Annotated in this window: 14 protein-coding genes; 12 read left to right on the plus strand and 2 right to left on the minus strand. The window is 65.4% G+C overall.

The features are described from left to right. The 12 genes from xdhB to glgB form a co-directional block, all read left to right on the plus strand. Positions 1-1,643 (plus strand): xanthine dehydrogenase molybdopterin binding subunit (gene xdhB / locus MJ956_RS00615; RefSeq protein ID WP_253962547.1); only part of this gene is annotated, 1,643 nt, incomplete at its 5' end. Continuing rightward, positions 1,640-2,515, plus strand: a complete 876-nt coding sequence (gene xdhC, locus MJ956_RS00620) for a xanthine dehydrogenase accessory protein XdhC (RefSeq protein WP_253962548.1) — start codon at positions 1,640-1,642, stop codon at positions 2,513-2,515. The genes xdhB and xdhC, both read left to right, overlap by 4 nt. Further along, positions 2,512-4,068: an ABC transporter ATP-binding protein gene (locus MJ956_RS00625; protein WP_253962549.1), complete on the plus strand. Its 1,557-nt coding sequence runs from the start codon at positions 2,512-2,514 to the stop codon at positions 4,066-4,068. Before xdhC ends, MJ956_RS00625 begins: the two co-directional genes overlap by 4 nt. After that, positions 4,068-5,210, plus strand: a complete 1,143-nt coding sequence (locus MJ956_RS00630) for an ABC transporter permease (RefSeq protein ID WP_253962550.1) — start codon at positions 4,068-4,070, stop codon at positions 5,208-5,210. The genes MJ956_RS00625 and MJ956_RS00630 overlap by 1 nt, the downstream gene beginning before the upstream one ends. After that, positions 5,207-6,133 carry an ABC transporter permease gene (locus MJ956_RS00635; RefSeq protein WP_253962551.1) on the plus strand — a complete coding sequence of 309 codons (927 nt, stop codon included), beginning with the start codon at positions 5,207-5,209 and terminating at the stop codon, positions 6,131-6,133. Before MJ956_RS00630 ends, MJ956_RS00635 begins: the two co-directional genes overlap by 4 nt. A gap of 32 nt (positions 6,134-6,165) precedes the next feature. Then, positions 6,166-7,260 carry a BMP family ABC transporter substrate-binding protein gene (locus MJ956_RS00640; protein WP_253962552.1) on the plus strand — a complete coding sequence of 365 codons (1,095 nt, stop codon included), beginning with the start codon at positions 6,166-6,168 and terminating at the stop codon, positions 7,258-7,260. Between the two features lie 180 nt (positions 7,261-7,440). Continuing rightward, positions 7,441-8,709 (plus strand): urate hydroxylase PuuD, encoded by a 1,269-nt coding sequence (locus MJ956_RS00645; RefSeq protein WP_253962553.1) that lies wholly within the window; start codon positions 7,441-7,443, stop codon positions 8,707-8,709. Then, positions 8,706-10,100 (plus strand): guanine deaminase, encoded by a 1,395-nt coding sequence (guaD, locus tag MJ956_RS00650; protein WP_253962554.1) that lies wholly within the window; start codon positions 8,706-8,708, stop codon positions 10,098-10,100. The genes MJ956_RS00645 and guaD overlap by 4 nt, the downstream gene beginning before the upstream one ends. Before the next feature lie 124 nt (positions 10,101-10,224). Beyond that, positions 10,225-11,073 (plus strand): fumarylacetoacetate hydrolase family protein, encoded by an 849-nt coding sequence (locus tag MJ956_RS00655; protein WP_253962555.1) that lies wholly within the window; start codon positions 10,225-10,227, stop codon positions 11,071-11,073. A 211-nt stretch (positions 11,074-11,284) separates the two neighbouring features. Continuing rightward, on the plus strand, positions 11,285-13,321 hold the full coding sequence (locus MJ956_RS00660) for an alpha-1,4-glucan--maltose-1-phosphate maltosyltransferase (RefSeq protein ID WP_253962556.1): 2,037 nt from the start codon (positions 11,285-11,287) through the stop codon (positions 13,319-13,321). A gap of 28 nt (positions 13,322-13,349) precedes the next feature. Next, positions 13,350-16,676, plus strand: a complete 3,327-nt coding sequence (treS, locus tag MJ956_RS00665) for a maltose alpha-D-glucosyltransferase (protein WP_253962557.1) — start codon at positions 13,350-13,352, stop codon at positions 16,674-16,676. Further along, positions 16,673-18,898, plus strand: coding sequence for a 1,4-alpha-glucan branching protein GlgB (glgB, locus tag MJ956_RS00670; protein ID WP_253962558.1), 2,226 nt, complete (start codon positions 16,673-16,675; stop codon positions 18,896-18,898). Before treS ends, glgB begins: the two co-directional genes overlap by 4 nt. An 18-nt stretch (positions 18,899-18,916) precedes the next feature. Here glgB and MJ956_RS00675 read toward each other — a convergent pair whose 3' ends face one another. Both MJ956_RS00675 and MJ956_RS00680 read right to left on the minus strand, forming a co-directional pair. After that, positions 18,917-19,456 carry a DUF421 domain-containing protein gene (locus tag MJ956_RS00675; RefSeq protein ID WP_253962559.1) on the minus strand — a complete coding sequence of 180 codons (540 nt, stop codon included), beginning with the start codon at positions 19,454-19,456 and terminating at the stop codon, positions 18,917-18,919. Between the two features lie 98 nt (positions 19,457-19,554). Beyond that, positions 19,555-20,591, minus strand: a 1,037-nt coding sequence (locus tag MJ956_RS00680) for a PRC-barrel domain-containing protein (RefSeq protein WP_253962560.1), incomplete at its 5' end; no start/stop codon positions are given.

Here is a 20,591-nt window from a genome sequence, read left to right on the forward strand (position 1 = left end):
CCGTGACCGTCGAGGTGCGGCGGATGGGCGGCGGCTTTGGAGGCAAGGAAAGCCAGCCGGCGCTGTTTGCCTCGGTCGCCGCGCTGGCGGCGATCAAGACCGGCCGCCCCGCGAAGTGCCGGCTCGATCGCGACGATGACATGGTGATGACCGGCAAGCGCCACGAGGTTCGGATCGACTACGATTTCGGTTTCGGCGCGGACGGGCGGATTGCCGCCGCCGATTTCGCCCATTTCGTGCGCTGCGGCTATTCCAAGGATCTCTCGGCGGCGATCGCCGACCGGGCGATGTTCCACGCCGACAACGCCTACGCGCTGCCGACCGCCCGCATCCGTTCGCGGCGGCTGAAGACACACACGGTGTCGAATACCGCGTTTCGCGGCTTTGGCGGGCCGCAGGGCATGGTCGGGATCGAGCGCGCCATCGACCACATCGCCTTCGAGACGGGGCTCGACCCGCTCGACGTGAGGAAGCGCAACTTCTACCCTGCCAAGGAGCCGGCCCTGACGCCCTATCATATGCCGGTGACCGACTCGGTGATCGGCGAGATCGTCGCGGAACTGGAAGCCTCGTCCAACTACCGCGCCCGGCGCGAGCGGGTGACGGCGTTCAATGCCGACAACCCGGTGCTCAAGAAGGGCCTGGCGCTGACGCCGGTGAAATTCGGCATTTCCTTCACCACCGCCCATCTCAATCAGGCCGGCGCGCTCGTGCATGTCTACAAGGACGGCTCGGTGCATCTCAACCACGGCGGCACGGAGATGGGGCAGGGCCTGTTCACCAAGGTCGCGCAGGTGGTCGCCGAGGAATTCCAGATCGACATCGATCAGGTGAAGATCACCGGCACGACGACGGCCAAGGTGCCGAACACGTCGGCGACGGCGGCTTCCTCCGGCTCGGACCTCAACGGCATGGCAGCGCAGGCCGCCGCCCGGACGATCAAGGACCGGCTGATCGACTATGCCGCCGAGCGGTACAAGGTGCCGAGGGACCAGGTCGTCTTCGAGGCCAACCGGGTGCGGATCGGGAATGACGAGAAGCGCTTTTCCGATCTCGTCGGCGAAGCCTATCTCGCCCGCATCTCGCTGTCCTCGACCGGATTCTACGCGACGCCCGGAGTGAGCTACGATCGTGAGAGCGCGCGCGGCACGCCATTCTATTATTTCGCCTATGGCGCGGCTTGTTCGGAGGTCGTCATCGACACGCTGACCGGCGAATACCGCCTGTTGCGCGCCGACATCCTCCATGACGTTGGCCAGTCGCTGAATCCGGCGATCGACCTCGGCCAGATCGAGGGCGGCTTCATCCAGGGGATGGGCTGGCTGACCATGGAAGAGCTGTGCTGGGACGACAAGGGGCGGCTCAAGACGCACGCGCCGTCGACCTACAAGATTCCGACCGCCAACGACCGCCCGGACGATTTCCGCGTGGCGATCTGGGAGAAGGGGGAGAATCGCGCACCGACTGTCTATCGCTCCAAGGCGGTGGGCGAACCGCCGCTGATGCTGGCGATTTCGGTGTTCTCGGCGCTGACCGACGCGGTCATCGCGGCGGGAGACGGCAAGGTCTTCCCCGATCTGGACGCGCCGGCGACCCCCGAGCGTATGCTCGCCGCGATCGAACAGGTGCGAGGGGCTGGATGAGCATCGTCACTGCCCTTCGCGCCGCATTCGCCGCCGAAGAGCCATCGGTGCTCGTCACGATCACCCGCGCGGTCGGCTCGACGCCACGCGAGGCGGGCGCGGCGATGCTGGTGACGCCGTCGCAGCTCGCCGGCACGATCGGCGGCGGGCGGCTCGAATTCGATGCGATCGAGCGGGCGCGGGCGATGCTGGTTTCCGGCGAGATCGAGGCGGCGATGGACGTCGCGCTTGGACCCGCGATCGGCCAATGCTGTGGCGGTCGGGTGGAACTCTCGCTGCGTCGGGCGGAAGAAGCCCTGCTAACGGAACTTAAGACGCTCGAAACGCGCCAGAAGGCGGCGCGGCCGCTGGCGCTGATCTTCGGCGCCGGGCATACGGGCCGGGCGCTTGCCACCGCCCTGGCACCCTTGCCGATCAGCGTGCGCCTCGTCGACAGCCGGCCGGAGACCTTGGTCGGACTGCCGGAGGTGATCGAGACGATCGCCTCCGCGCTGCCGGAGGCCGAGGTCGCGGCCGCTCCCGCCGGCACGGCTTTCGTGGTGATGACCCACGAGCATTCGCTGGATTTCCTGATTGCCGCAGCGGCGCTCGCGCGGGGCGATGCGGCCTATGTCGGCCTGATCGGCTCGGCCACCAAGCGCGAGCGGTTTTGCCGCTATCTCGCCGAAGAGGGATGGGAGGCCGATGCCGCTCGCCTGACGCTTCCGATCGGCGGGGCGGCGCTGCATGACAAGCGCCCCGAGGTAATCGCCGCATTGACGGTCGCGGAACTGGCCGTCTGCCTGCTTTCCGATCAACAGGAAAAACTGATCGATCGCTTTGCAGCGCGGAACGGGCGATGCCATAGTGCCGAGGTGAGATCAACGGGATGACCCACATCGACATGGCGCCGCGCCTGCAGCTTTCCGGCATCACCAAGCGCTTCCCGGGCGTCGTCGCGAACGATCAGGTGTCGTTCTCAGTGGCGCCCGGCGAGATCCACGCGCTGCTGGGCGAGAACGGCGCCGGCAAGTCGACGCTGGTAAAGATCAGCTACGGCGTGCAGAAGGCGGACGAGGGCACGATCGTCTTCGACGGGACGCCGGTCGCGATCACCTCGCCGCGCGAGGCGCGGGCACTCGGCATCGGCATGGTGTTCCAGCATTTCTCTCTATTCGAGGCGATGACGGTGCTGGAGAATATCGCGCTCGGGATGGACAACCCGCCGCCGCGCCGGGAATTGGAAGCGGCGATCCGGGACGTGCTCGCCTCCTACGATCTGACCCTCGATCCCCATCGCGTCGTCCACACGCTGTCGGTCGGCGAACGGCAGCGGATCGAGATCGTCCGGGCGCTGCTGCAGCGGCCGAAGCTATTGATCATGGACGAGCCGACCTCGGTCCTGACCCCGCAGGAGGTCGAACAGCTGTTCGAGACGCTGCGCCGCCTCGCCCGCGAGGGCTGCTCGGTCCTGTATATTTCCCACAAGCTGCACGAGATAAAGGAACTCTGCGAGACGGCGACGATCCTCAGAGGCGGCAAGGTGGTAGCCACCTGCGATCCCCGCGAAGAGTCGACGCGGTCGATGGCCGAGCTGATGATCGGCGGCGATCTGAAGGATCTGTCCGGCAGGCAGGCCAGCGTTGACGGCGAGGTCCGCTTTGCCGTGAGTGATCTGTCGGCGCCGGGCGAGCCGCCCTTCGGCACCAGCCTCAAGGATATTTCCTTCACCGTGCGCTCCGGCGAACTGCTCGGCATCGCGGGCGTCGCCGGCAACGGCCAGAACGAACTGCTTCAGGTTCTGTCCGGCGAGCGGATGGCGGGCGTGAGCGGCAAGATCATGATCGACGGCGGCACGATCTCGAACCGTTCGGTCGGCGGTCGGCGGGCCCTCGGATTGGCGACCGTACCCGAAGAGCGCAATGGCCACGCCGCCGTGCCGGGCCTGTCGCTTGCCGAAAATGCGGTCCTGTCGGCGCGGCGGCGCATGGGGCTTGCCGCCGGCGGCATCATCAAGGCCGGCGCCGCGCGCGCCTATGCCGCCTCCGTCATCGATGCCTTCTCGGTCAAGGCGACCGGACCGGGCGCCTTGGCGGGAAGTCTGTCCGGCGGCAATCTGCAGAAATTCGTGATGGGCCGCGAGATCATGCAGGACCCCGCCGTGCTCGTCGTCTCGCAGCCGACCTGGGGCGTCGACGCGGGCGCGGCCTCGTTCATCCGCCAGGCGATGATCGACCTCGCCGCCCAGGGCGCGGCGATCGTCGTCGTCAGCCAGGATCTCGACGAGCTTCTCGAACTCTGCGACCGGATCGCCGTCATCAACGAGGGGCGGCTGTCGGAGCCGATGGACGTCCAGGGCATTTCCATCGAGCGGGTCGGACTGTTGATGGGCGGCATCCATGGCGCGCACGGGAACGACCACGCCGGCGCCGAGAGGGCTGCCTGATGGCACTTGCTTTCGAGCCCCGCCGCGAGCCGAGCCGCGCCATGATGCTGGCGGCACCGGTCATCGCCGTCGCCGCAACCCTCGTCGCGGGGGCGATCGTGTTCACCTTGCTCGGCCATGACGGGCTCCAGGCGGTCTACCAGATTTTCGTCGTGCCGCTGTTCAACCCCTATCGCTGGCAGGATCTTCTGGTGAAGGCCGCACCGCTGGCGATCATCGCGACGGGCCTCGCCATCGGCTTTCGCGCCAACATCTGGAACATCGGGGCCGAGGGCCAGTACATCCTCGGCGGGCTGGCGGGAACCGGCGTTGCTCTGCTGACGCTCGGTCAGGGCGGAGTCTGGGTGCTGCCCCTCATGATCGCGGCGGGTATTCTGGGCGGGATGGTCTGGGCCGGCGTGCCGGCACTTCTCAAGACGCGGCTCAACGTCAACGAGATCCTGTCGAGCCTGATGCTCAACTACGTGGCGATCCAGCTGCTCTATTATCTGATGCGCGGGCCCTGGAAGGACCCGATGGGCTTCAACTTCCCGCAGACCCCGATGTTCACCGCCGCCCAGACGCTGCCGATCGCCGTGCCCGGCACGCTGATCCATCTCGGCGTGCCGATCGCGGCGGCGCTGGCCCTGACCGCCTGGTTCCTGATGGCGCGGTCGATCACCGGGTTCCAGCTCCGCGTGGTCGGACTGGCACCAAACGCGGCTCGCTACGGCGGATTCCGCCAGTCCTCGACGGTCTGGCTGGCGCTGCTGGTCGGCGGCGGCCTCGCCGGCCTTGCCGGTATCCTCGAAGCCTCGGGTCCGTTCGGCCAGATGGTGCCGCAGTTTCCCACCGGCTACGGCTATACGGCGATCATCGTCGCCTTTCTCGGGCGGCTCAATCCGCTCGGCATCCTGTTCGCCGCGCTGGTGCTGGCGCTGACCTATGTCGGCGGTGAAAGCGCCCAGACGACGATCGGCCTGCCGGCAGCGGCGGCGGGCGTCTTCCAGGCGATGATGCTGTTCTTCCTGCTCGCGACCGATCTTCTGGTGCGCTACCGGCTCGTCATACGGCGCAAGGCCGGAGACACGCCGCCGGCCGCTCCGGTCATGGCGAACCCGTCGTCCGAGACGCGACGCATCCAGGCGGAGCCGACGACATGACCACGGCGCTGTTCATCTCCATCCTGATGACGATCGCGGGGGCGGCGACGCCGCTGCTCATCGCCGCGCTCGGTGAACTGGTGGTGGAGAAATCCGGCGTCCTCAATCTCGGCGTCGAGGGCATGATGCTGATCGGCGCGGTCACCGGCTTCGCCATTGCTTTCATCACCGGCGTGCCGTCGCTCGGGGCGCTGGCGGCGATGGTCGCGGGCGCCATGGCGGCGCTGATCTTCGCTGTGCTGACGCTCAGCCTGATGGCCAACCAGGTGGCGACGGGTCTCGCCCTGACCATCTTCGGGACGGGCGTCTCGGCGCTTCTGGGCGCGCCCTATGTGGGCATCACCACCGCGACGCTCGGACCGGTCTTCCCCGCCGCGCTCGCAAGCGATCCCATTGGCCGGGTGATCTTCGGTCATTCGCCGCTGGTCTATCTCGGGCTCGCGCTGGCTCTCGCGATCTGGTGGTTCCTGAGACACAGCCGGGCCGGGCTGATCTTGCGCGCGGTCGGAGAGAGCGACAGCGCGGCTCATGCGATCGGCTATCCCGTCCTCAAGGTGCGCTATCTCGCCGTCCTGTTCGGCGGTGCAATGGCCGGGCTCGCCGGCTCCTATTATTCGCTGGTGCTGACGCCGATGTGGGCGGAGCGGCTGACCGCCGGCCGCGGCTGGATCGCCATCGCGCTCGTCGTCTTCGCCTCTTGGCGGCCGGGGCGGCTGGTGCTCGGCGCCTATCTCTTCGGCGCGGTCATCACGCTGGAGTTGCAGGCCAAGGCCGCCGGCTTCAATCTGTTCGCGCCGGAGTTCCTTGCCAGCCTGCCCTATTTGGCAACCATTCTCGTCCTTGCCATCATTTCGGCCGGCAAGGGAAGCGTCCGAACCGCGGCGCCGGCCTGCCTCGGCCAGCCGTTCCGGGCGAGCGCCTGACATCAACCCCAACCACTCCAAGGAGTCCCGCGATGTTCAACACCACTCGACGCCGATTGATGGCAGGAGCCGTTACGCTCGCTGCCGCCGTCTCATTCGGCCTGCCGGCCAGTGCGCAGGACGGCGAGAAAATGGACAAGGTGAAGGCCGCCTTCGTCTATGTCGGCCCGGTCGGCGATTTCGGCTGGACCTATGCCCATGATCAGGGCCGCAAATATCTGGAGGAGGAGCTCGGCGACAAGGTCGAGACGACCTATGTGGAGAATGTCGCGGAAGGGCCGGACGCCGAGCGCGTGATCCGCCAGCTTGCCCAGGACGGCAACGACATCGTCTTCACGACCTCCTTCGGCTTCATGAACCCGACCATCAAGGTCGCCAAGCAGTTTCCGGATGTGAAGTTCGAGCACGCGACCGGCTACCAGACCGGCTCGGACAACATGGGCCTTTATAATTCCCGCTTCTACGAGGGCCGCGCGGTGCTCGGCACGATCGCCGGGAAGATGTCGAAGAGCGGCAAGGCCGGCTACATCGCCTCCTTCCCGATCCCGGAAGTGGTGATGGGCATCAACGCCTTCACGCTGGCGGCGCGCGCGGTGAATCCGGATTTCGAGACCCAGGTCGTCTGGGTCAACTCCTGGTACGATCCAGCCAAGGAGGCCGACGCCGCCAAGGCGCTGCTCAGCCAGGGCGCCGACGTCATCACCCAGCACACGGATTCGCCGGCTCCGTTGCAGGCGGCCGAGCAGGGCGGGGCGATCGCCTTCGGCCAGGCCTGGGACATGACCAGCTTCGCGCCCAATGCCCACATGACCGCGATCGTCGACAAATGGGGTCCCTATTATGTCGACCGGGTGCAGGCGATGCTCGACGGCACCTGGACGGCCGACAATGTCTGGCTCGGCATGAAGGAGGGCGAGGTCGAAATGGCGCCCTTCAACGACAAGATGCCCGACGACGTGAAGGAAGCGGCGCAGAAGATCGTCGACGACACCAAGGCCGGCACCTACGAGGGGTTCACCGGCCCGATCAAGGACCAGTCGGGCGAGGTGAAGGTCCCGGAAGGCGAGACCATGTCGGATGAAGACCTTCTGAAAATGGACTGGTACGTCGAAGGCGTGAAGAGCTGAGGCACGGCGCTCTCAAGCGCCCGACGAGACGGCAAGGAGCGCTACGGCGCCCCTTGCCGATAACGAACCCGACAGGCTCGCGCCTTACCCGTCTCCTGAACGGCGGGCGCATGACAGCCTCATACGAGACTCATCAGGAGGCGTCGCGACAAGGGGGCGGCGCTTCGAGGCAACTCGCGAATGTGGACTTACTTCGCCGAATGGCTGGGCTTCGCCGTGCGCTGGCTGCACGTCGTGACCGCCATCGCCTGGATCGGCTCGTCCTTCTATTTCATCGCGCTCGACCTAGGCCTGCGCAAGCCGCGTGAACTGCCGGAAGGCGTCGGCGGCGAAGCCTGGCAGGTGCATGGCGGCGGCTTTTATCATCTGCGGAAATACATGGTCGCGCCGCCGGCGATGCCGGAGGACCTGACCTGGTTCAAATGGGAGAGCTATTCCACCTGGCTGTCCGGCTTCTTCCTCTTGTTCCTCGTTTATTATGTCGGCGCCGACCTCTATCGGATCGATCCCGACAAGGCCGATCTGCCGGTCTGGGGCGCGAGCGCGATCGGCATCGGCGGGCTGGCGCTCGGCTGGCTGGTCTATGACGAGCTGTGCAAGTCGTCGCTGAAGAAGAACGACACGGCCTTGCTCGCCGTGCTGTTCGTCTACGTCGTCGCGGCGAGTTTCCTGTTCTCGGAGGTCTTCTCGGGCCGCGGCGCGATGCTCCATACCGGTGCGATGATCGCCACGCTGATGACCGCCAACGTCTTCCTGGTCATCATCCCGAACCAAAAGATCGTCGTCGCCGATCTCAAGGCTGGCCGTGTGCCGGAGCCGCGCCTCGGCGCGGAAGCCAAGCAGCGCTCGCTGCACAACAACTACCTGACGCTGCCGGTCATCTTCCTGATGCTGTCGAACCATTATCCGCTGGCCTTCGCGACGGAGTGGAACTGGATGATCGCCGGGCTCGTGCTTTTGATCGGCGCGGTCATCCGACACTACTTCAACACCATGCACGCGACCGGCAGGCAGCTCTGGTGGTGCTGGGCGGTCGCCGGCCTGCTCTTCGCCGTCGTGATCACCCTGTCGGGCGCGCCGGGATGGCGGGCCGAGGCAACGTCCGGCGAGGGCGCGGAAACATCGCGCCAGTGGGATGGCGACCCGGCGGTGGCACTGGCCGCCTCGCCGCATTTCGCCGAGGCTGAGGCGATCATCCTGTCGCGCTGTTCGATGTGCCACGCCAGCGAGCCCCTGTGGCCGGGCCTTGCCGTGGCGCCGAAGGATATCCGTCTGGAAACGGGAGACGACATCATCCACTACGCGTCGCTGATCGAGCGTCAGGCGGTGCGCAGCCATGCCATGCCGCCCGGCAACATCACCGGCCTCGAACCGGCCGAGCGCGAGATCCTCGCCGCGTGGATCGCGTCCGGCTCCGGCCGCTATGTCGCCGGAGGCGAGCAGCCATGACGACTGCCGGCGGCAGCATCGCGATCCGGGGGCGGTTGCTCTGGTTCGACGCCGATCCGGCGGAGGAGGGAGAGGGGCAGGCGGTCCGTTACGTCGCGGACGGGCTTGTCGTCGTCGACAACGGCATCATCCGCCAAGTCGGCGAGGCGTCGGTGCTGCTGCCCCGGCTGCGGTCCGAGACGCCGGTTGTCGATCACCGGCCGCATCTGGTGATGCCGGGGTTCATCGACCCGCATCTGCATATGCCGCAGACCCAGGTCATCGCCTCATACGGCACCGAGTTGATGGAATGGCTGGCGAAATACACCTTTCCCGAGGAAAACCGCTACGGCGATCCGGCGGTCGCGGCCGACGGGTCGCGTTTTCTCATCGACGAACTCCTGGCGAGCGGCACGACGACGGCCGGTGTCTATTGCACCACCCATCCCGAAAGCGTCGATGCTTTCTTCACCGAGGCCGCGCGGCGAAGCCTGCGCATGGTTGCCGGCAAGGTAATGATGGATCGCGGCGCGCCGCCGGCGCTGCTCGACACGGCCGAAATCGGCTATCAGCAGTCGAAGGCGCTGATCCGCAAATGGCATGGCAAGGGCCGGCTCGACTACGCCATCACGCCACGCTTCGCGCCGACGTCGAGCGACGTTCAACTGGAGGCCTGCGAGGCGCTGGCCGTCGAGCATCCCGAGCTTCATATCCAGACGCATCTGTCCGAGAACGCCGCCGAGATCGCCTTCGTGCGGGAGGCGTTCCCCTGGTCGAAGGACTATACGGAAGTTTACGAGCGCTTCGGCCTCGTGCGTCCCAAGGCGCTGTTCGGCCACTGTATCCATCTGTCGGAGCGCGAACGCGCCGCGCTCGCCGGCAAGGGCGCGACGGCCGTGTTCTGCCCGACGTCGAACCTCTTCCTCGGCTCGGGGCTGTTCGATCTGGCCGCCGCGCGTGCCGCGGGCATCAAGGTGGGGCTCGCGACCGACATCGGCGGCGGCACCAGCTATTCGATGCTGCGGACGGCGGCCGAGGCCTACAAGGTGCTGGCGCTGCAGGGTCAGAAACTGCCCGCCTTCGACGCCTTTCACATGCTGACCGCCGGCAATGCCGCGGCAATGGGGCTCGATAACCGGATTGGGCGCATCGCGCCGGGGCTCGAGGCCGATCTCGTCGTTCTCGACACCGGGTCGACCTCGGCGCTGCGCCGGCGCATGGGGCGGGTGGAGACGCTGGAGGAAGAGCTGTTCGCGCTGATGACCCTCGGCGACGAGCGCGCGACGGTCGCGACCTATGCCCATGGGCACCGCGTCTACGACCGCTCGGCAACGCGCGCGAAGCCGTTGCCGCCGCGGCCCGACCACCCGCCTCTGGCCGGGCCGGAGCAGGCCGGCGAGGCGGCGCAGTAATCGCTGAATTCCGCGAAAATTACCCTCCCACCGCGACAAACGCCTATCGGCGGCTATCTGCCTTGTGAAGAAGGCGGCGGCGCCAAACGGTGCCGTCTGGAGCCAACAAGCGATGGAGAGGCGAATGCGACTGGTGCGATATGGCGAGAGCGGCGCGGAAAAGCCGGGTCTGATCGACGACGAAAACGTTCTGCGCGATTTGTCGGAGGAGATCGCCGACATTGCCGGCGAGGCACTCTCCCGGGCCGGGTTGGAGCGGCTGCGCGCGATCAATCCCAGGGGGTTGGCCAAAGTGGACCCGTCGCACCGCATCGGGCCGCCGGTCGGCCTTGTGGGGAATTTCGTCGCCGTCGGACTGAACTATGCCGATCATGCCAAGGAATCGGGGATGGAAATCCCGGCGGAGCCGATCCTGTTCAACAAGGCGCCGTCCTCGATCGTCGGGCCGCATGACGACGTGATCGTGCCGAAGGGGTCCGACCGGCTCGACTGGGAGGTCGAGATCGCCATCGTGATCGGCGAGGAGGCGCTTTACGTTTCCGAAGACCAGGCGATGGACCACGTCGCCGGCTTCTGCCTGTGCAACGACGTCTCTGAGCGCACCTTCCAGACGCAGCGCGGCGGCCAGTGGATGAAGGGCAAGAGCGCCCCCAGCTTCGGTCCGCTCGGCCCCTGGCTGGTCACGCCCGATGCGCTCGGCGACCCGCAGGCCGTCGATCTGTGGCTCGACGTCAATGGCGAGCGCATGCAGACCGGTTCGACCGCGACCATGATTTTTCCGATCAAGACGCTCGTTTCCTACATCTCGCAATTCATGCGCCTGATGCCGGGCGACGTGATCATCACCGGGACGCCGCCCGGCGTCGGCATGGGCATGAAGCCGGAGCGCTACCTGAAGCCCGGCGACATCATCACACTTGGCGGCAAGGGCCTGGGCGAGCAACGCCAGACGGTACGGGCTTTCGCGGGGTAAGCCGTGCCCGGATCGGTCGCGCTCGCCGGGTTCACGGGAACAACCTTCCCGTTCCGGCCTTTAATCTACCGAACGGGCGTTTCGCATTCCGTATCGGTGGCCGAGGCTGGACATGGGGCAAAGGTTTCCTATCCCTTAAAGTGCGAGAGGTGTCTCGCCGGAGCGTTCGCCGCGCATCGTCTTTCCTGACTATTGAACCTGAAGGCCGTCCATGGACAGACCCGTCGCCGCAACCCGCAAGCCGAGGAGAGCCTCGAAATCCAAGGATCTTGGGAGCGAAGCGAGGCTCATGGCGCTGGCCGAAAACCGCATCGCCATCGAGGGCGTCGCGCCGGAAATCGACGGTGGACGCTTCGCGATAAAGCGGACTGAAGGCGAGCCGCTGGTCGTTTCCGCCGATATTTTTTCCGACGGTCACGACGAAATCGCCGCGGCGGTCGTCTATGGTCCGGCCGATACCGAGACGTGGAGCGAGACGCCGCTGACGTTCGTGGCGAACGATCGCTGGTCGGCGGAAATCGTCTTCGACACCCCCGGTCCCTACAGGTTTTCCATCGTCGCCTGGCGCGATCTTTACGCGACATGGCGCGACGAGGCGACGAAGAAGCGCGACGCCGGCAAGCTGACCGACCTCGAACTGACCGAAGCGCGTGAACTCGTCAAGAACGCGGCGACGTCCGGGCGCGGCTCCAAGGCCGACCAGAAGGCGGTGGCGAAGCTTCACGACAAGCTGGAAAAGCTCAGCGTCAAGGGCGACGCAGACGGCCAGTACGATCTGATGCAAGCCGCCGCCACGGTCGCGCTGCTCCAGGCGGCGGGCCACCGCACGCATCAGTCGCGTTACCCGATCGACGTGCCGGTCTGGGTCGATCGCACAGCGGCGGCGTTCTCGGCCTGGTACGAGCTCATGCCGCGCTCGCAATCCGGCGACGTGAACCGGCACGGCACGTTCGACGACGTCATCAAGCGCCTGCCCGATATCCAGGAAATGGGCTTCGATGTCCTCTATTTCCCGCCGATCCACCCGATCGGAAGCACCAACCGCAAGGGCAAGAACAACTCGCTGACGCCGGGGCCGGACGATCCCGGGAGTCCCTACGCCATCGGATCCGACGAAGGCGGGCATGACGCCATCCACCCCGAGCTCGGGACGTTCGAGGATTTCGCGCGTCTGGTGGAGGCAGCGAAGCAGCATGGGTTGGAGATCGCGCTCGATTTCGCCATCCAGTGCTCGCCGGATCATCCCTGGATCAAGCAGCATCCGGATTGGTTCGACTGGCGGCCGGACGGGACGATCAAGTTCGCCGAGAACCCGCCGAAGAAATACGAGGACATCGTCAACGTCCATTTCTATCGCGGCGCGCTGCCGTCGATCTGGTACGAGCTGCGCGACATCGTCCTGTTCTGGCTGGACAAGGGCGTCCGTATCTTCCGCGTCGACAATCCCCACACCAAGCCGTTTCCGTTCTGGGAATGGATGATCGCCGAAGTCCGTAAGGTGGATCCGGGCGTGGTGTTCCTCGCCGAGGCCTTTACCCGGCCGAAGGTGATGAAACGGCTCGGCAAGGTCGGCTACAACCAGTCCTACTCCTATTTCACCTGGCGCAACGCCAAGGCCGAGCTGACCGAATATCTCACCGAGCTCACGCAGACGGAAGCCGCCGAATACATGCGGCCGAATTTCTTCGTGAACACGCCGGACATCAACCCGCTCTACCTCCAGGTTAGTGGTCGGCCGGGCTTTCGCACGCGCCTCGCTCTCGCCGCGACGCTTGCCGGCAATTATGGCGTCTATTCGGGTTTCGAGCTGTGCGAATTCCTCCCCGTTCCCGGGAAGGAGGAATATCTCAACTCGGAGAAATACGAGATCCGCGCCTTCGACTGGAAGGGGGAGGGCAACATTCGCGACGACATCGCCTTCTTCAACCGGCTGCGCCGCTCGGAGAAGGCGCTGCAGGACTTTCGCAGCCTCGCCTTCTACAATTTCTTCAACGACAGCATCCTTTATTACGGCAAGCGAACGGCCGACCTTTCCTCCTTCCTGCTCTTCGCCGTCACCCTCGATCCGCACGCGCCCCAGGGCGGCCAGTTCGAGGTGCCCCTCTGGGAATTCGGGCTGCCCGATGACGGGTCGGTCAAGGTCGAGGACATGGTCACTGGTCAAAGTTTTGCCTGGAACGGCAAGGTTCAGCACTGGTGGATGAACCCGTACGACCGGCCCTACGCCGTCTTCAAGATCTCTCGCTGACATTCCAACGCCGGAAGCCGCAACCAACATGAACGAGCAAGTTTCCATCGCCCCGAGCGAGTCGACCCAAGGCCCCGATCCCGAGGCCGCGGACTGGTACAAGGACGCGATCATCTATCAGCTGCACGTCAAGACCTTCGCCGATTCCAATGGCGACGGGATCGGCGACTTCCCGGGTCTCCTCGACCGCCTCGACTACATCCAGGAACTTGGTGTGACGGCGATCTGGCTGTTGCCGTTCTACCCGTCGCCGCTCCGCGACGACGGGTACGACATCGCCGACTACCGCTCGGTCAATCCGTCCTACGGCGATCTGGAGGATGTCGAGCGGCTCATCGAGGAAGCCCACAAGCGCGGCCTGCGGGTGATCACCGAACTGGTCATCAACCACACCTCCGACCAGCATCCCTGGTTCAAGGCGGCGCGCAACGCGCCCAAGGGCTCGCCTGAGCGCGAGTTCTATGTCTGGGCCGACGATGACGAGGGTTACGACCAGACCCGTATCATTTTTCTGGACACGGAGACCTCCAACTGGACCTGGGACTCGGTGGCGGGGCAGTATTTCTGGCACCGCTTCTACTCGCACCAGCCGGATCTGAACTTCGACAACCCGAAGGTCCTGGAAGAGGTGCTGTCGGTCATGCACTTCTGGCTGGACAAGGGCGTCGATGGGCTGCGGCTTGACGCGATCCCCTATCTGGTCGAGCGGGAAGGCACCAACAACGAGAATTTGCCGGAAACCCACGACGTTCTCAAGGCGATCCGCGCCGACCTCGACAAGCACTACCCGGATCGGATGCTCCTGGCCGAGGCCAATCAGTGGCCGGAGGATACGCAGCCGTATTTCGGCGACGGCGACGAGTGCCATATGGCGTTCCACTTCCCGCTGATGCCGCGCATGTACATGGCGCTGGCGCAGGAGGACCGGCACCCGATCACCGACATCATGCGGCAGACCCCGGAAATTCCGGAAAACTGCCAATGGGCGATCTTTCTGCGCAACCATGACGAGCTGACGCTGGAAATGGTAACCGAGGAAGAGCGCGACTACCTCTGGTCGACCTACGCCACGGACACGCGGGCGCGAATCAATCTCGGGATTCGCCGGCGACTGGCGCCGCTGATGGGCAACGACCGGCGCAAGGTGGAACTGCTCAACGCCCTGCTGATGTCGATGCCGGGAACGCCGACCGTCTATTACGGCGACGAAATCGGGATGGGCGACAATTACTATCTCGGCGACCGCGACGGCGTGCGCACGCCGATGCAGTGGTCGGCCGACCGCAATGGCGGCTTTTCCCGCGCCGACCCGCAGCGGCTCTATCTGCCGGTGATCCAGGATCCGATCTACGGCTACCAGGCGATCAATGTCGAAGCCCAGACGAACCATCCGTCCTCGCAGCTCAACTGGATGCGGCGGCTGATTCAGGTGCGGCGCACCAAGGAGGCCTTCGGCCGGGGCGAGATCACCTTCCTCTATCCGTCGAACCGGAAGATTCTCGCCTATCTGCGCGAGTATGGCGGCGAGCGCGTCTTGTGCGTCGCCAATCTGTCGAGTTCGGCCCAGGCGGTGGAACTGGACCTGTCCGATCACGCGGGCGCAACGCCGGTCGAGATGCTCGGGCTGTCGGTGTTTCCGACAGTGGGGCCGGGCACCTATGTTCTCACGCTGCCGGCCTACGGATTCTTCTGGTTCGACCTGGCCGCGTCCGGCCGGGACTCCGCCGAACCGACGCCATTGCCGGCATTCTCCACGATCGTCGCGGCCGGCGACCTCCAGGGCACCATCAACGACCGCAATCAGCGCGAGATGGAATCCGTCCTGCCGGACTTCATCGTCGGCCAACGCTGGTTTGCCGGCAAGACCGAGCGGCCGCGCCGGGTCAAGGTGGAGGTGCTGGGTCCTCCGGCATCCGAATCCCGGCGCCATTTGCTTACCGAGCTGATCGTCGATGCAGCGGATGGCGAACAGCGCTATCTGATGCCGCTCAGTGCGAAATGGGGTGAGGGCAATCTCCATCATCAGGCACCGATGCTGCCCTACACCCTGATGAAGATCCGTCAGGGCCCGCGTGTCGGCGCGGTCATCGACGGCGCGCGCGACCCCGATCTTGCCAAGCTCGTCATCGCCATGATCGCGGAGGGCAAGACGATGGATCTCGCCGGCGCCAGCTTGGAGATCACGGCGTCGCAATCGGCGCGCGAGGCGCTGACGCGGGCAGCCGCGGTCGAGGCCGACGCCATTCATGCCCTGACCGGCGAACAGTCGAACACCTCCCTGCAGGTCGGCCAGGAGGCGATCCTGAAATTCTATCGCCGTTTGCGCGACGGCATTCAGCCGGAGCTGGAGGTTACGCGCTTCCTGACCGAAAAGACCAGCTTCGAAGCCGCCCCCGCGCTGCTCGGTTCGATCGACCTGGTGCGTCGTGACGGCAGCCGGGCAGCTATCGCGGCGCTGTTCGAACAAGTGCAGAACCAGGGCGACGCCTGGACGGTGGTCACCGATGCGCTGGCCCGGTATCTGCGCGATAACGCCTATAGCCAGCAGCCGGTCGGCGACGAAGGCGTCGAGGGCGGTGCCCCGGGCGGCGAGCCGCAGCTGGCGATCCAGATCGATCCCGGCGAGGTCATTGGCACGCGCACCGGCGAGATGCACGCCGCGCTGGCTACGAGGACCGGCGACACGGCCTTCGATCCCGAGCCGATCGACGCGGCCGCGCTCGCCGAGATCGTCGCGGAAGCCAAACGCGAGGCAGGCGATGCGCTGGCGGTTCTGTCGCGGATGCAGCAGGGAGCCGGCGAGCCGGCGACCGACGGGGTCGAACGGTTGCTCGGCGCGGAAAAGGACATTCTTACCTGGTTCGATGGTTTTTCGCGGCTCGCCGTGACGGGGCATCGCACTCGCATCCATGGCGACTACCACCTTGGCCAGGTGCTGGTTGCCAAGAACGACGTGGTCATCCTCGACTTCGAGGGCGAGCCGGGCCGCCCGTTGGAGGAACGCAGGCACAAGTCCTCACCGCTCAGGGACGTCGCCGGTATGCTGCGTTCGTTCGATTACGCCGCCTTCACGGCCCGCGACAAGGCCGGTCCCGCGGACGAAGCGACCGTCGAGCGTCTGCGCGAGATGGCCGAGAGCTGGCGCGACGAGGCCTCCGAGAGCTTCCTCGCCCATTGGAGCGCCGCATCCGGCATCTCTCTGGACGCGCCGGCTACGGCGCAACTGCTCGATCTCTTCGTCCTGCAGAAGGCATTCTACGAACTTCGCTATGAGGCGGCGATGCGGCCGGGCTGGCTGTCGATCCCGCTGCGCGGGATCATCGCGCTTCTCGAAAAACGACAGGTTTTGAAATGAACAAGACGGCACAGAAGAGCAATGGAGCGGCCGCGGTCGACCATCGCCCGAATGAGCATGAAGCTCACGAGATCGGTCGCGGCGTGCATGGCGACCCGTTCGCCGTGCTTGGGTCGCGGCCGGCGCAAGGCGGCTCCATCGTCCGGGTCTTCCGGCCAGGCGCGGAGACCGCCGCGGTGATCGACCGCAGTGGCAAGGTGCTTGGCGAGCTCGAGCGCTTCGGTCCGGCCGGTTTCCACTCGGGTTTCGTGCCGGGTCTCAAGGGTGGGGACGCCTATCGGCTGCGATACGGCCACGGGAGCGACCACTGGGAAGAGGAGGATGTCTACCGCTTCGGAACCCTTCTGGGCGAGCAGGACGTCCATCTTCTCAACGAAGGCAACCATTACCGTCTTTATGAAAAGCTCGGCGCCCATCCCACCAAGATGGAGGGCGTCGCGGGCACGGCCTTTGCCGTGCTCGCGCCGAGCGCGCGCCGTGTGTCGGTCGTCGGCAATTTCAACTCCTGGGACGGCCGCCGTCACGTCATGCGCAAGCGCCATGAATGCGGCGTCTGGGAGCTGTTCATTCCCGCTATCGGCAAGGGCGAGGGCGACAAATACGAACTGCTCGGGCCTAACGGCAGCATCATGCCGCTGAAAGCCGACCCGGTGGGTTTCCTCCAGGAGGCGGCGCCGTCGACGGCCTCGGTCGTGGAAGGACTGGTCGAGCACGACTGGCAGGATGGCGACTTTCAGAAGCACGGCGCCGACTGGCAGGATCGCGAAAAGCCCATCTCGATTTACGAGATCCATCTCGGCTCATGGCGGCGCGGCGATGAAAACAGTTTTCTCGACTACGACGCGCTGGCCGAGCAACTCGTCCCTTATGTCAAGGATATGGGCTTCACCCATGTGGAGTTCCTGCCGGTCTCCGAGCATCCCTTCTATGGCTCGTGGGGCTATCAACCGATCGGCCTCTTTGCGCCGACCTCCCGCTATGGCTCGCCCGCGGCCTTCGCCCGCCTCGTCGACGCGCTGCATCAGGCCGGCATCGGCGTCCTGCTCGACTGGGTGCCGGGGCATTTCCCGACCGACATTCACGGCCTCGGCCAGTTCGACGGGACGGCGCTCTACGAGCATCCTGATCCGCGCCGCGGCTTCCACAAGGACTGGGACACGCTGATCTACAATTACGGGCGGCCCGAGATCGACAACTACCTGGTCGCGAACGGGCTCTACTGGCTGGATCGCTTCCATATCGACGGCCTGCGCGTCGATGCGGTCGCCTCGATGCTCTATCTCGACTACTCGCGCGAGCATGGCGAGTGGGAGCCGAACATCCATGGCGGGCGCGAGAACCTCGAGGCGATGGCGTTCCTGAAGGACACCAACGAGCGCGTCGGCGAATATTATCCGAAGGCGACCACCCATGCAGAGGAGTCGACCGCCTTCCCGGACGTGTCCAAGCCAACCTTCGCCGGCGGTCTCGGCTTCCACTTCAAGTGGAATATGGGCTGGATGCACGACACCCTCGAATTCATGTCGAAGGAGCCCGTGCACCGGCGCTATCACCACCACCAGATGACGTTCGGCATGGTCTATGCCTATTCGGAGAACTTCGTCCTGCCGCTCAGCCATGACGAGGTGGTCTACGGCAAGGGGTCGCTGCTCGGCAAGATGCCCGGTGACCAGTGGCAGAAATTCGCCAATCTCAGGGCCTATTTCGGTTTCATGTGGACGCATCCGGGCAAGAAGCTGCTGTTCATGGGCGGCGAATTCGCCCAGGCCGGGGAGTGGAACCACGACCGTTCGCTCGACTGGCATCTCCTCGAAAGTCCCGAGCACAAGGGCGTCCAGCGCCTGGTGCGCGACCTTAACACGATGTACCGGGAGATTCCGGCGCTCCACCAGCTCGACTGTGACCCGGCTGGGTTCGAATGGGTCGATACATCGAATGTCGAGCAGAGCGTGATCGCCTATCTGCGCAAGGATCGTGACGACAAACCCGTACTCGTCGTCTCCAACTTCACGCCGATGCCGCGACACGACTACCGGATCGGCGTTCCGTCAGGCGGCAAGTGGGTGGAGCGGCTGAACACCGACGCGGAGATCTATGGCGGCTCGAATGTCGGCAATCTCGGCGGCAAGGACGCGGAGGAGCACTCGGTGCACGGCCGGCCCTACTCGGTTTCTCTTACCCTGCCGCCGCTGGCGACGATCGTGCTCGTCCCGGAGGGATAGGTCGCGCGTGCGGGCGGTTCAGCCACCCTTGGCCGGGAGCGGCCCGTCGTCGACGTCGTACACACCCTCGAGGGCGTCGGCGCGGGGGCCGTCCCGTTCGGCGATGACGCTGAAGGAGCCATCCGTTTCCAGGACGACCGCGTGGACCGCCGTGAGATCGGCGGTTCCTTGCGAACGGATGGCCGCCAGCACTTCCTCCCGACTGATGCGTTCCCTGCGCAACATCGTCTCGGAATAGCGACCACGGAAATATAAAAGCGAAGGCTCCGCCTTCACCAGGTCGCGGAAGCGTTCCGACCGAACCGAGACCCATGCGACCACATATTGGAGCCCGCAAAGCACGACGAAGGCCAACAGACCTTCCGACAGCGCGGTCTCCTTGCTCAGAAGCACCGTCGCCAGGATCGAGCCGAGCGCAACCGTGACCACCAGATCGAAGGCATTCATTTTCGACAGCGTGCGCTTGCCCGTCGTCCGCAGGAGGAGGATCAAGCCGGCATAGGCGAGAACACCGACGACGACGATCCGCAACAGGTCTTGCCAGCTGTCAAAGAACATGGCGTTCCTCTCCTATCGATATGCGCGCGGGCATGAGCGCCCAAGAAAAAGGGCTGGCGGAATGTCCGCCAGCCCTCGACTTAATGGAATGTCGTTGCTTACATCCCGCCGAGAGTCACCTGGGTTGCTTCCGGGAGACCCTCATAGCTATCGGCGTTGAACTCTTCCAGCGCCTCGATCTGGTTCTCCGAGATATTCGGAGCAATCAGCATGTTGTCGCGCAGGACAAGCGAGGAGAGCGGGATTGCCACCTCCTTCTCGCCCATGCCGAGGAAGCCTCCGGAACCGACGACCGCATAAAGCCGGTCCTGGACATTGACGATGTCCTCGATATCACCAAGCGTCTCGCCATTGGCTCCCATGATGTCGTAATTGACGATCTCACCGACGGTCATGGCATAGCCACTGGTGGCGCCGGCATTGATCGCCCTGTCGGCACCCTCGCGAGGCTCAAGCTCGGTGACCGGCGTCCGGTCGACTGCGGCGTTCTGCTGATTCGGCTCGGCCTCGGCGCCAGGCCGGGGTTCCGCTTCGGACCCGGCCTGACGCTGCTGCTCCGCCATCTGCCGGGTCTCGTCGGCGCTCAACTGACGGATCTGGACCTTGGCCTCACCCGACTGATTGAACTGCACCTTCGGCTCACCGGCGCTCTCGATCTGGACCTCGGGCTCCGCGGCGTTGTAAGCGACCTGCGGCTGTGACTCGGAAACGCTGATCCGGGCCGCCTCAGCCTGCTGTACCTGAACCTGGGGGTCACCCTCCTGCACGGAAACGGTTGGCTGTTCGCCGCTACCGACGTTGGCGGTATCCTCGCCGATGCGAACCTGCGGCTCGCCCTGTTCGATGCTGACGCTCGGCTGGGCCTGCTGGACGCTGACGCGCGGCTGCGCCATGGAGACGGCCACGTCGGGGTCCGGCATCTCGACGAGAATCTCCGGACGCGGCATGTCGATCGTAATGGTCGGCTGGGGCATCTGGACGCGAACCTGCGGCGCCGCCTGGTTCACGGTGACCTGCGGCCTGCCAGGATCGACCGAAACCTCCGGACGCGCCTGCTGCACGGTGACCTGGGGGTCAGCCTGCTCGACGCTTACATTCGGCTCAGGCACATCCACTGCCACCTCTGCGCTGACGT

The sequence above is a fragment of the Aurantimonas marianensis genome, assembly GCF_024195285.1.
In the GTDB taxonomy this organism is placed as follows: Bacteria; Pseudomonadota; Alphaproteobacteria; order Rhizobiales; family Rhizobiaceae; genus Aurantimonas; species Aurantimonas marianensis.

Bases quoted from the DNA above. Each gene is read 5' to 3' on its own strand.
- xdhC (WP_253962548.1), top strand. From the start codon at position 1,640: ATGAGCATCGTCACTGCCCTTCGCGCCGCATTCGCCGCCGAAGAGCCA.
- MJ956_RS00625 (WP_253962549.1), top strand. From the start codon at position 2,512: ATGACCCACATCGACATGGCGCCGCGCCTGCAGCTTTCCGGCATCACC.
- MJ956_RS00630 (WP_253962550.1), top strand. From the start codon at position 4,068: ATGGCACTTGCTTTCGAGCCCCGCCGCGAGCCGAGCCGCGCCATGATG.
- MJ956_RS00635 (WP_253962551.1), top strand. From the start codon at position 5,207: ATGACCACGGCGCTGTTCATCTCCATCCTGATGACGATCGCGGGGGCG.
- MJ956_RS00640 (WP_253962552.1), top strand. From the start codon at position 6,166: ATGTTCAACACCACTCGACGCCGATTGATGGCAGGAGCCGTTACGCTC.
- MJ956_RS00645 (WP_253962553.1), top strand. From the start codon at position 7,441: ATGTGGACTTACTTCGCCGAATGGCTGGGCTTCGCCGTGCGCTGGCTG.
- guaD (WP_253962554.1), top strand. From the start codon at position 8,706: ATGACGACTGCCGGCGGCAGCATCGCGATCCGGGGGCGGTTGCTCTGG.
- MJ956_RS00655 (WP_253962555.1), top strand. From the start codon at position 10,225: ATGCGACTGGTGCGATATGGCGAGAGCGGCGCGGAAAAGCCGGGTCTG.
- MJ956_RS00660 (WP_253962556.1), top strand. From the start codon at position 11,285: ATGGACAGACCCGTCGCCGCAACCCGCAAGCCGAGGAGAGCCTCGAAA.
- treS (WP_253962557.1), top strand. From the start codon at position 13,350: ATGAACGAGCAAGTTTCCATCGCCCCGAGCGAGTCGACCCAAGGCCCC.
- glgB (WP_253962558.1), top strand. From the start codon at position 16,673: ATGAACAAGACGGCACAGAAGAGCAATGGAGCGGCCGCGGTCGACCAT.
- MJ956_RS00675 (WP_253962559.1), bottom strand. From the start codon at position 19,456: ATGTTCTTTGACAGCTGGCAAGACCTGTTGCGGATCGTCGTCGTCGGT.